At 54.3% G+C, this 11920-nt stretch carries 11 protein-coding genes; 5 read left to right on the forward strand and 6 right to left on the reverse strand.

All coding sequences use genetic code 11. The features are described 5' to 3' along the window. Window positions 1–34: 34 nt before the first annotated feature. Window positions 35–1267: a polyhydroxyalkanoate depolymerase gene (locus JCM17844_RS07370; protein WP_150000355.1), complete on the reverse strand. Its 1233-nt coding sequence runs from the start codon at window positions 1265–1267 to the stop codon at window positions 35–37. Between the two features lie 353 nt (window positions 1268–1620). On the opposite strand from JCM17844_RS07370, the gene JCM17844_RS15945 reads away from it, so the two are divergent. Beyond that, complete coding sequence (locus JCM17844_RS15945) at window positions 1621–2331, forward strand: helix-turn-helix transcriptional regulator (RefSeq protein WP_150000356.1); 711 nt, start codon at window positions 1621–1623, stop codon at window positions 2329–2331. A 24-nt stretch (window positions 2332–2355) separates the two neighbouring features. On the opposite strand, the gene JCM17844_RS07380 is transcribed toward JCM17844_RS15945, so the two are convergent. The 5 genes from JCM17844_RS07380 to JCM17844_RS07400 form a co-directional block, all read right to left on the reverse strand. Continuing rightward, the gene (locus JCM17844_RS07380) at window positions 2356–3153 is read right to left on the reverse strand and encodes an FAD binding domain-containing protein (RefSeq protein WP_150000357.1); all 798 of its coding nucleotides are present in this window, start codon (window positions 3151–3153) and stop codon (window positions 2356–2358) included. Window positions 3154–3166: 13 nt separating this feature from the next. Then, a complete protein-coding gene (locus JCM17844_RS07385) occupies window positions 3167–3646 on the reverse strand; it encodes a (2Fe-2S)-binding protein (protein ID WP_150000358.1) in 480 nt (159 codons plus the stop codon). A gap of 51 nt (window positions 3647–3697) precedes the next feature. Further along, window positions 3698–4357, reverse strand: coding sequence for a glutathione S-transferase family protein (locus JCM17844_RS07390; RefSeq protein ID WP_150000359.1), 660 nt, complete (start codon window positions 4355–4357; stop codon window positions 3698–3700). Between the two features lie 51 nt (window positions 4358–4408). Next, window positions 4409–5389, reverse strand: a complete 981-nt coding sequence (locus JCM17844_RS07395) for an alpha/beta fold hydrolase (RefSeq protein WP_210431576.1) — start codon at window positions 5387–5389, stop codon at window positions 4409–4411. 83 nt (window positions 5390–5472) lie between these two features. Beyond that, window positions 5473–7203: a monovalent cation:proton antiporter-2 (CPA2) family protein gene (locus JCM17844_RS07400; RefSeq protein WP_150000361.1), complete on the reverse strand. Its 1731-nt coding sequence runs from the start codon at window positions 7201–7203 to the stop codon at window positions 5473–5475. A 138-nt stretch (window positions 7204–7341) separates the two neighbouring features. Between JCM17844_RS07400 and JCM17844_RS07405 the strand changes: the two genes are divergently transcribed. The 4 genes from JCM17844_RS07405 (at window position 7342) to uvrC (ending at window position 11830) form a co-directional block, all read left to right on the forward strand. Then, a complete protein-coding gene (locus JCM17844_RS07405) occupies window positions 7342–8328 on the forward strand; it encodes a calcium/sodium antiporter (RefSeq protein WP_150000362.1) in 987 nt (328 codons plus the stop codon). Beyond that, complete coding sequence (locus JCM17844_RS07410) at window positions 8325–9080, forward strand: SDR family oxidoreductase (RefSeq protein WP_150000363.1); 756 nt, start codon at window positions 8325–8327, stop codon at window positions 9078–9080. The genes JCM17844_RS07405 and JCM17844_RS07410 overlap by 4 nt, the downstream gene beginning before the upstream one ends. 4 nt (window positions 9081–9084) lie before the next feature. Continuing rightward, window positions 9085–9504: a dihydroneopterin aldolase gene (gene folB / locus JCM17844_RS07415; protein WP_150000364.1), complete on the forward strand. Its 420-nt coding sequence runs from the start codon at window positions 9085–9087 to the stop codon at window positions 9502–9504. A gap of 400 nt (window positions 9505–9904) precedes the next feature. Next, complete coding sequence (gene uvrC, locus JCM17844_RS07420) at window positions 9905–11830, forward strand: excinuclease ABC subunit UvrC (protein ID WP_150000452.1); 1926 nt, start codon at window positions 9905–9907, stop codon at window positions 11828–11830. The last annotated feature ends 90 nt before the right edge of the window (window positions 11831–11920 follow it).

Genomic DNA, 11920 nt, shown 5'->3' on the forward strand with positions numbered 1-11920 from the left:
AGAGCATGGCAGGTGCAAGCGGGTGTTTCAGCTTTTAGCGGGTCGAGCGATCATGCAGGCGGATGAAGTCTCTCACCTTGGGCGCGATTACCTCACGCCAGCGGCGGCCATTGAAAATACCGTAATGGCCAACCTTGGGGGCCATGAAATAGGATTTCTTGGCCGGGTCCAGATTGGTGGCAAGGGTGAGCGCGGCTTTGGTCTGGCCGATGCCGGAAATATCGTCACGCTCGCCTTCCACGCACAAAATCGCGGTTTTCTTGATGGCAGACGGGTCCACCGGCTGGTCCCGGTGCATCATTGCACCCTTGGGCAACGCATGGGTTTGAAACACGGTTTCAATAGTTTGGAGATAGAATTCCGCCGTCATGTCCATCACCGAGCGGTATTCCTCATAGAACGCGCGGGTTGCTTCAGCACTTTCCCCGTCGCCTTCCACCAGATGATTGAAGAATTCATGGTGCTTCATCACATGGTCGCCCAGATTCATGCTCATGAATCCGGCAAGCTGCAAAAATCCCGGATAAACCTTGCGCCACATGCCTGCATTGGGCGGCGGCACATGGGTGATCACATTGCGTTCAAACCAGCTCAAAGGACGGGTGGTGGCCAAATCATTCACAGCCGTCGGGTTGGCGCGGGTATCGATGGGGCCACCCATCAAGGTCATGGACAAAGGCGCGGCGCGGTTTCCTTCCGCTTCCATCCGCGCAATGGCCGCATAAACCGGCACCGCAGGCTGACAGACTGCCATCACATGACAGTTCGAGCCAAGATCCTCCAGCCAGCCAATGACATAATCAATATAATCATCCAGATCGAACCGGCCCTCGAACACCGGAATATCCCGGGCATCGCGCCAATCGGTGATATACACATCATGATCGGGCAACAACGCCTCCACGGTGCCCCGCAGCAGCGTTGCAAAATGCCCGGACATGGGGGCCACAAGCAATAATTTCGGATCATCGGGGCGGCGCGCATCGCGGGTGAAGCGTCTCAGCTGCCCGAACGGGCGGCGAAACATGGTTTCTTCCGATATCTTGACCTTCCGGCCGTCAATCTCGGTCCAATCCAGATCGAAACGCGGTTTGCCATAACGGCGCGTTGTATGCTCGAACAAATCCAGCGCAGCAGAGGTCACGCGGCCCGCCGGGGTGTAGCTCAGTGGATTATAAGGATTGCGGAAAAAAATCTGACCATGGTCGGCGGCAAATCGCAAAGGAGCAACAGCGGTGTGCTGGAGTTCATATAGGGAATAAAGCATAGGCTTGAGACACTCCTTGTTACCTATTCTGCCGCAGTGCAAAAAATATCCGCACGGCACCTTCGCATATGCAACATTAAATTATGCGAAAGAATATAACAATGCCTCTCTATTTATCATTTTTATGGTTACCAATATGTTAACAAATAAAAGCATTAAGATTTTAGAGAAATTCAAACCCATCATTTTTTCATAGCCTTCTTGGAAAATGATTTTGCGCTGCAATAACAACGGCCTTTCAAAACGGGCATGCGTGACAAAACCGTCAAATTCCCATGCCATTCCCGATTGACAGCCCTATTTCACAGACTCATAATTATGAAATATTATTTTCATATTGGCCTATATAAATTATGATAAAAGAATTTAGTTACTCTGGAATAGATAAAGATAAATTATTTCCAATAATAAATGAAACTTATGAAACCATAACGTCTTATGGATTTTCCGATTATTATTACTACAATATATCATCTGGTAAAACTTACCGCCATGTGGACAGCCGGACACGAAGATGGATAAATATTTATAGAAAGAATGATTATTTATTATGCGACCCCGTCGCATTGCGCTGTTTTACAAGCACAGAGCCTTTCACATGGGCGGAAGCGATTGCGGGAATAAAATTGACCCGCCGTCAACAGGAATTGTTCCAACATACTAAAGATTTCGGGATCACCGCCGGATTCTGTATTCCCATTCCACTAAGTGCATTGGATTTTGCTGTTTTCGGAATACTTGGAAAAGCTGGACCACAATTCGACGCAATCCTGCAATCAAAGCGTGAAATTCTGGAAAGCCTTGGGCATCAATTTCATCAGGCTATAAAACAGCATTCTGAAAACACACGGAAAATCGCGCCGCCGCCCCTGACCGAACGGGAGCGGGAATGCCTGCTATGGGCGGCACGCGGCAAAACCAATGAAGAAATCGGCATCATTCTGTCGATTTCCGACAGTACGGTCAAAGCCCATTTAAGCGGCGTGGCCAAAAAGCTGAATACCCACACCAAAACCCAAACCGTGGTGGAAGCCATCAAGCGGGGGATGCTGGCTCCTTGGTAACCAATGCGGGCCAGCCTGCAGGCTTTACTTCAACGCTTGCACCACCGCCCTTACGGCCATCACCTTCACCAGATGGGCTCGAAAATCGGCACTGGCGTGCATATCGGAGTTCAGTGGCCCGGCATCCACAGCAATGCCTTCCAAGGCATCGGGTGCGAATCTGCGTTCCAGCGCCTGCTCCATTTCCCGATGACGAAACACCGTGGGACCGGCCCCGGTTACCGCAACACGTACCTTTTCGCCCAGTTGCGCTACGAATACCCCGGCTATGGCATAGCGCGAGGCAGGATTGTGAAATTTCACATAAGCGGCCCGTTCGGGGCGCGGAAAGCGGATAGAGGTAATCAATTCCCCGTCTTCCAGCGCCGTTTCAAACATGGCGGTAAAGAAATCATCCGCCAAAATCTCGCGCCGATCTGTCTGGATGGTTGCCCCGAGGCCCAGCACAGCACCGGGATAATCCGCCGCCGGATCGTTATTGGCCACCGAGCCACCCAAAGTTCCCCGTGCCCGCACCATTGGATCGCCAATATCGCCAGCAAGAATGGCCAGTGCCGGGATCGCATCACGCACGGCTTGTGACTTTGCCACGTCTCCATGCGGGACCATCGCCCCGATCTCCACATGATCGGCCTCCAGCGTGATGCCGCGCAAAGCCTCTACTCCCGCCAGATCCACAAGGTCCGACGGCATGGCAAGACGCTGTTTCAGCGTGGGGATCAAGGTCATGCCCCCGGCAAGAAACACCCCGTCTTCTGCCGCATCAAAAGTGGCGCGGGCATCTTCAAGGCTGGTTGCTCTATGATAATCGAACCGAAACATATGAGATCCCCCTTCAGCCTTCGCTTTCAGCCATAAGACGTGTACCGGCAACAACCGCTTTCATGATATTCTGATAGCCGGTGCAACGGCACAGATTGCCTTCCAGTTCGCGTCGGATAGTTGCTTCATCCGCATCGGGATGCTGCCGTGCAATGCCAATGCCCGTCATCACCATCCCCGGCGTACAAAAGCCGCATTGCAGGCCGTGATGCTGAGCAAAAGCCGCCTGCATGGGATGCAATTCCCCCTCCGGCGCCAAGCCTTCAATGGTCAGAATTTCGGCCCCATCCGCCTGCACGGCCAAGATGGTGCAGGCTTTCACCGGCTGGCCATCGAGATGAATGGTGCAGGCACCGCACTGGCTGGTGTCACAGCCCACATGGGTTCCCGTTAATTGCAGATCATCCCGCAGGAAATCCACCAGCAGACAGGTTGGCTCAACGGTTTTTGTAACGGCTTTGCCATTGACAGTCAGATTTATGGATAGGGCCATTCTCGGATCTCCATAGGGGAGCAGGATACAGTCAGCTTATCGCAATCGGCTTCAATTTTTGGATTGGGCCATAAAGTCCGCCAGAGATTTCCCCTGTTCTTCATTGGATTGCTTACATAGATCCGTTTGCGCCACCACATCATGCCATTGTTTAAGCTTTGGTGTCTCTTCAAAGGGATCAAAACCCAAAATCGGCGCCAATGTACGCACAAAAAAGAACACCGGAATCATGGCACAATCCGCAAGGCTCCAATGATCCCCAACAGCCCGCTGGCCCGGCGTGATATAATATTCAAGATAAGACAGCGCCTTTTGCAAATTCACCACCGCCTCTTTTGCCGCATCGCTTTGAGCTTCACCTTCCCGGACCGCGCGGAATACCGGCCCCAAAGCCGCCGACACATAAATATCCACAAGCCGGCACAACAGCTCCACCTGCGCCGCATCTGCCGCCGCGTCGGGGATCAGCGCCGGGCTTGGATAAAGCCGTTCCAGATAGGTGCAGATCACCTGACCTTCCGGGATCACAAATCCTTCGCGCACTTCAAGCGTCGGGATCTTTCCGATAGGGGTGATCGCTTTATAGTCTTCGGACCCAAGCCCGCCCGGCACCGGGGTCAAGGCCACATCGTCCAGCGCGTTCTTAAGGCTTAAAACCAAAACCACACGCTCAAAATATGGCGATAACCGCCGACCATAAAGTTTCATCATTTCATCCCGATCCTCTCGATGTCAGCGTTATTTTTTAATCTTTGGCAGAGATTACCCCAGCCATTCCAGCAAAATGGCGTTCACCTCGTCGGGTTTTTCCTGCTGTGTCCAATGTCCGCAATCCTTGATGTCGACCCGGCGATAATCTGTGAAAAAAACATCCTTGCCATCCGCCAGATGCGGCGGGCAAACCCCGTCCTTATCAGCGGTAATCATCAGCACCGGAATATCAACAAGCACTGTCTTCCCTTTGGGCTGAAAGCGCTCCATATCACGCCAATTGGCATCCATATTGCGGTAATAATGCAAAGGAGCCGTCATGCCGCCTTCCCGGAAGGCCTCCACATAGACCGCCAGTTCCCGCTCCGGTAAAAAATCATCCCCCGGCCATTTGTCAGAAGGCCCTTGCAGCCAGGACACCAGATCCAAATCCGGCACCGAAAACGCGCCACCACCGTCTCCTGCGCCGTCATGGATTTTGGGCTTGCGAAAGAAGAACGCCATGGTGCGAGCCATATCTTGCTCGAAAATCGCTTCGCATGGTCCTTCCTCTTGAAAACGCACGATATACATCTGCTTGCCGAAAGCCGCTTCAAAAAGCGCGATCGGCGCAATAGAGCCGCGCGGAAGGAAGGGAATATTGAGATTGGCAATGCCGTGCAGGCGGTCCGGACAGTAAAATGGCAAGGACCAATTGATCAGCGCCCCCCAATCATGGCCGATCACAAAAGCCCGAGGCACCTGATAATGGTCAAGCAAGCCTGTCAGATCACGGGCCAAAATCTCCATTCCGTAAGCGGATCGGTCTTGTGGCTTATCCGAGCGCCCAAAGCCGCGCAAATCCGGCGCGAGAACGCAATAGCCCGCCCCGGCAAGAACAGGAACCTGATGCCGCCATGTAAAGGCAAGATCGGGGAAGCCATGCAGCAACAAGACCACAGCCTTTGCCCGATCCGGTGATGGCCCGGCGCGGTGCACGGCAAGTCGAATGCCGTTGGTTTCAACCATTTCTGGAACGGGAAAAGCGAACATAAGTCTCCTTCGCGCTGCACGCATTAGCCGTTATAGGGGAAAGAAAGCAAAAATCAGATGATTAAGCCAGATAGGAACGGCGCTCATCCCCCCAGATCCCGGATATTGGCATAATCCTCACTGCGCAAGCCATCGATGATATGGTCAGCCGTACTATGTGGCAGGCCCAAAGTCCGCAAAACCTGCCCGCCAAGCTGCAAGCTGGCCTCCAGCGTTTCCGGCACAAACGCCGATGCCCCCAGGGTTTCAAGCTCCACACCATGGGCATGATCGCGAGAGCGCACAATGATCGGAATATCGGGATTGATGCGCCGGGCCGCCTTCACAGCGCGCGCCGCAGACGCCGGATTGTCCAATGTCACCACAAGACTTGACGCTTTATAAAGTCCTGCGGCCTTTAACGTCTCGGCGGATGCGGCATTGCCATAAAATACCGACCAGCCGCGCCGGGTGGCGCGCAAGATGGTATCGCCATTCAAATCCAGCGCCACATAATCAATCCGTTGACTGCACAGAATTTTCGCCAGCGTTTGCCCGACACGGCCAAATCCGGCGATCACCACATGCCCTTCCAGATGCCCGCCGGTGTCCTCCAGCTTTGTTTGATTTCCCGGCGTATCAACAATTGCCACACGGCGTTCCAGCCAGCGTCCCAAAGCATCCAAAGCCGGTGTCAAGGCGATGGACAACACCACCACAACGCTAAGAATTTGAACCTCGCGGCTATCCAAAAGGCCAAGAGCCAAGGCGGCGGCAAACACAATGAAGGCAAATTCCCCGGCTTGTGACACCAAAAGTCCAAAGCGTTCCCGCGCCCCTTTTTCCAGATCGAATATCCAGCCAAGGCCATAGGCAACAATGGCCTTTATTGCCAGCATGGCTGCCAACAATGCCAGAATCCAGCCGATTTCATCCAGTATCAGCATGGGATCAAGGGCCATACCGATAGTCAGGAAAAACAGCCCTAAAAGCAGACTGCGATAAGGCTCGATATCCAGTTCCACCTGCGTTCGGTATTCGGTTTCCGCCAGCAGCAAACCTGCCAGAAATGCCCCCAGTTCCAAAGACAAGCCCACCCGTTCCATGGCCCAGGCAGCCCCCAGAACCACCAGCAAAGTGGTGGCGGCGAACAATTCAGAGTTTTTGGTACGCGCCACAAGACGGAAAAAAGGCTGGGCGGCAAAACGCCCAAGTGCCCACACAACAACAAGGGCGACAACCGCTTCCCCGATGGCTTTCAAGGCCACCAAAGAAAAAGCCGGGGCACCATCTGCAAGGGCGCTGACCAACAACAAGATCGGTACAACCGCAATATCTTGGAACAACAGCACGGAAAAAGTGCGCCGCCCCACCTTTGTGGCCAAGGCATCCTGATCCAACAGCAACCGCATTACCACAGCCGTGGACGACAGGCCCAGTGCCAGCCCCACAACCACCGCCGCTTCCATCGTCAAACCAAAAAGCGATGCCGCAAGGCCAATGGCTGCGGCACTGAGAACAACCTGAAGACCGCCCAGACCAAAAATCATCCCGCGCATGGCGCGTAGCCGTTGCGGCGACAATTCAAGCCCGATGGTAAACATCAAGAACACCACGCCGAATTCCGCCAGCATATGAATTTGCGGACTGTCGTCCACCAGCCCCAACACAAAAGGACCGATCACCGCACCGGCAACCATATAGCCGACCACCGGGCTCCAGCGCAGACGTGCAACCCCGAGCGCCGCCAGAATAGCCGCCAATAAAAACACCAACGCATCCATCAAGGCGCTGCCCTCTGCGCTAAAGGCGATCTGGGTGCTTTCGGATGTCATGATGTGTTCTGATATACCTTTGACAATAGAGAGGTTCTTTTATTCCTAAGCGGGAGCCCTTATATGGGCAAGTGCATCGGCTGGATTAATTGCCGATATTTTTTTTACACACGGCATGAGGGACGCAAAGTCCAACATATGTTTCTCGCTCTCTTGCAAGCTATCGCCGGTCTGGGGCTCCTTGTCATAGCCGGTGACATTCTCGTTCGCGGTGCCGCGGCTTTGGCCGAAAATTTCGGCCTGCCGCCTTTGTTGATCGGCCTGACCATCGTCGCGTTCGGGACGTCGGCCCCTGAATTGTTCGTTGGCGTGGACGCTGTCTTGCGCGGCGCACCCACCTTGGCCCTTGGCAATGTGGTGGGCAGCAATATAGCCAATGCCCTATTGGTTCTCGGTCTGCCGGCCTTATTGGCCCCCCTGACCTGCTCCGCGCCAAAATTGAACCGGAATATGGCGGTGATGCTGGCAGCAACGGTGTTGTTCATCGCCCTCGCCATGGGCGGCCAGATCGGCTTTTTTGAAGGCATGGTTCTGTTCATCGGGCTGATTGCCTTTCTGGTTTATTCCGGTATACGCGCCAAAGCCGACCCAAAAGTGGCAGAAGAATTCCTTGAATTTGAAGAAGACCTTTCCGAAAAACGCCGCCCATGGCTTTCAGGCATCATGGTGCTTGGTGGATGCGCGGGGTTGGTGCTCGGGGCCAATCTTTTGGTGGATGGATCGGTGTTCATCGCCACAACGCTGGGTGTGCCCGAAGCGGTAATCGGCCTCACCCTCGTTGCCCTTGGCACGTCCTTGCCCGAACTGGCCACTTCCATCGCCGCCGCCTTGCGCTGCCAATGCGATGTGGCGCTGGGCAATGTGATCGGCAGCAATATCTTCAATCTGCTGGGCATTATGGGCGTCACCGCCATGGTGGGAAATGTGCCGGTCCCCGATAGCTTTTTCCAAGTGGATCTTTGGGTCATGTTGGGAGCCTCCCTTGCCATTTTGCCTTTCACATTAAAACATCGGCCTTTGGGGCGAATTGCCGGTCTTGGGCTTGTGCTTGCCTATGCCGCCTATATCGGCTGGCTGGCTTATGATGGCATAAGTATCGCGCGTATGGCGGCGGTGGGATTATGATAGAAACCATTTTGATCACCGGCGCGGGCAAGCGTATCGGACGCGCCATGGCTCTGGGCCTTGCCAAAGCCGGGCACAAAATCGTGGTCCATTATCACCGGTCCGCGGCAGATGCGGACCATCTTGTGAAAGAAATCCGTGCACATGGCGGCACGGCCCATGCCATTGGCGCCGATCTTTATGACGAAACAGCCCTCGACCGCCTGATCGACGATGCGGCAGTGCAAGCCGGACCGATTTCGTGCCTGATCAACAATGCCTCCACCTTTTTGAATGACGATCTGTTGTCGGCGAACCGGGAAAGCTGGGACCAGCATATGCAGGTCAATTTACGCGCACCCTTCGTGCTAACGCAAAAATTTGCAGCCCAATTGCCGCCTGCTATGGCCGGCTCCGTGCTCAATGTGATCGATCATCGGGTGTGGAAGCTCAATCCGTTATTTTCCACCTATACGCTTTCCAAAGCCGCTTTGTGGACATTCACGCAAACCGCCGCACAGGCTTTGGCCCCACGCATTCGGGTCAATGCCGTCGGCCCCGGACCGGTGCTGCCCAGCACCCACCAAAGCGCTGAAGATTTCGCAAAAGAAGCCGCCAGCGTGCCTCTGGGGCATGGTCCATCCCTTGATGAATTCGTAAAAGCGGTTCAATTTCTTTTGGATGCGTCCTCGATCACCGGTCAAATGATCGCTTTAGACGGCGGCCAGCATCTGGCATGGCGTACAGCGGATGTGGATGCAAGCAAAGGATAACGCCATGGATGGCAGCGAGACTCACCGCACCCAAGGCCCCTCTCATATTGCCGATGGCTATCGGCGGATCCGGCATGTGTTTATCCGCGATCTTGTGGTGGATGCCCATATCGGGGTGTGGGAACATGAAAAAGGCGGCGGCCAGCGGGTGCGAATCAATGTGGATTTAGCCGTCGATGACCATCCCGGCCATCTGGACAAGCTGGAAAATGTGGTGTGCTACAACGAGATTATTGAAGGCATCCACGCCATCCTCGCCCAGGGCCATATTCACCTGGCCGAAACGCTGGCCGATCTCATCGCCGCCATGTCCTTGAAAGACAGCCGCGTCCGGTCTGTCAGGGTTCGGGTGGAAAAACTCGATGTGGTGGCTGCCGCAGCCAGTGTCGGCGTCGAAATCGAGCGTTTCAAAGGCTTTCCGTAACACGACGCGCCTCCTTTGGCTTGCGAATCGCAAACGGCTTGTACACAGGGGTAATGAAGGTCAAGAGGTCAGTTCAATAGAATTTCCCGATCCCTTCAATAAATCTTCTTTTCCTCGTTGACTTAGTATTTTATCTGTAATTTCAACGAGTTAGGAAAATTGCCTATTTTTTGTGCAAAGACCTATGAACCAAAGGTTACAGCCACGTTACGTGATTATGACAATGCTTTCCCACAAGGTTATCCACAGGAGCCGTGGACAAGTTTTCGCCGACTCTGATGCCGATCCTGCAGCCCCTTGAGTCATTGGTATTTTTTGGTCTTTTTGGCAAAAAATTACAGAATTGATCGAAAATAATGTAAATTTCCGGCTGATAGACGCCATGACCGACCGTAAAAAAATGACCGACCGTAAAACCGGCACGCCCGAAACTGTCAGCCTGCCAAAAGAGGCGGTCGCACCCGAAAAAAGCGCGGATCATGCCCCCATCGGGGCCGATGCCATTCGCCACGCTTTGAAAACCGCTCCGCGTGCCCCCGGCGTTTACCGTATGATGAATGCGCAAGGGGACGTGCTTTATGTTGGCAAGGCGAAAAACATCCGCAGCCGGGTGTCCAACTATACCCGACCCAATGGCCTTGGGAATCGCATCGGACGCATGGTCAGCCAAACCCGCTCCATGGAGTTTGTGACCACCCACACAGAAGCCGATGCCTTATTGCTGGAAGCCAATCTGATCAAGCGGCTGAAACCGCCGTTCAATGTGCTTTTGCGCGACGATAAATCCTTTCCCTATATCGTCTTGAAAAACACCCATCATTGGCCGCAAATTGCCAAGCACCGGGGGGCGCGGGGAAAAGACGGCCTTTATTTCGGGCCTTTTGCATCGGCGTCATCGGTCAATCGCACGCTCAACACCTTGCAGCGCATTTTTTTGCTGCGCACCTGTTCGGATGCGGTTTTGGAAAACCGGTCGCGGCCATGCCTGCTTTACCAGATCAAGCGGTGCTCTGCCCCATGTGTGGGCCGCATTTCAAAAGCCGATTACGATCAGTTGGTGGCTGATGCCCTTGCCTTTCTGGAAGGCCGCGACACCGGTATTCAAAAGCGTTTGGCCGCCGATATGATGGAAGCATCGGACGCACTGGATTTTGAAACCGCCGCCATTTTGCGCGACCGCCTGAAGGCCCTTGCCCATGTGCAAAGCCATCAAGGCACCGCCACCAGCCGCCTTGATGATGCGGATGTGATCGCGGCGGTGATGAAAGGCGGCCAGGTCTGTATTCAGGTGTTTTTCTTTCGGGCCGGGCAAAACCGGGGCAATCGCGCCTTCTTCCCCCGCCACGCCAAAGACGACCAACTGGATGATGTGCTGAGCGCCTTTCTGGCCCAGTTTTACGACAACAAACCGCCGCCCCGCCAAATTCTGCTGAATGAAACTCCGGCCAATATGCCCTTGCTGGCCCAAGCCCTGAGCGTGGCAGCAGGGCGCACGATCTCGCTTCATTTGCCGCAACGGGGCGCAAAACGCGATCTGGTCATAGAAGCCGAACGCAATGCCATTCTGGCGCTTGACCGCAAATTGGCAGACGCCGCCAATGAAAGCCAATTGCTTGCCGAACTGGCGGACATTTTACATCTGGACAGCGTGCCGAACCGTATCGAGGTGTATGACAACAGCCATATTCAGGGCAGCCACGCCTTAGGCGCGATGATTGTCTCCGGCGCAGAAGGCTTCGATAAAAGCCAATATCGGCGCTTTAATATCAAAAGCACCAGCCTGACCCCCGGCGATGATTTTGCCATGATGCGCGAAGTAATGACCCGGCGCTTTTCCCGGTTGCTGAAAGAAGACCCGGACCGCAGCCGCGGCTTGTGGCCCGACCTGATGCTGATCGATGGCGGCAAGGGGCAGCTTTCCGCCGTTCTGGAAGTGGCGCAAGACTATGGGGTAACGGAAGATGTTGACATTGTCGCGATTTCCAAAGGCCCCGACCGCCATGCAGGCCGCGAACAATTCCATAAGGCAGGCCATGAGGCCTTCATGATCCGCCCCGGCCATCCGGCCCTTTATTATCTGCAGCGCCTGCGCGATGAAGCCCATCGCTTTGCCATTGGCGGTCATCGGGCCAAGCGGTCCAAAGCCATTGTCAAAAGCCCGCTGGACGAACTTGCCGGTATCGGCCCCAAACGCAAACGCGCCTTGTTGCATCATTTCGGATCGGCTTCCGGCGTGGCCGATGCCGCCTTGAAGGATCTGGAATTGGTGGACGGCATTTCAAAGGCTATGGCGCGCCAGATCTACGACCATTTCCACGCCGGTTGATGCCTTTTTATTTTGCGCCGCAACATGTGAATTGTATGGCAAGATCAATATCCCATATAGGCTAAACATTCGATTTTATTATTTAAGGAG

The organism is Iodidimonas gelatinilytica (assembly GCF_008579125.1).
GTDB classification, from domain to species: Bacteria; Pseudomonadota; Alphaproteobacteria; order Sphingomonadales; family Rhodothalassiaceae; genus Iodidimonas; species Iodidimonas muriae.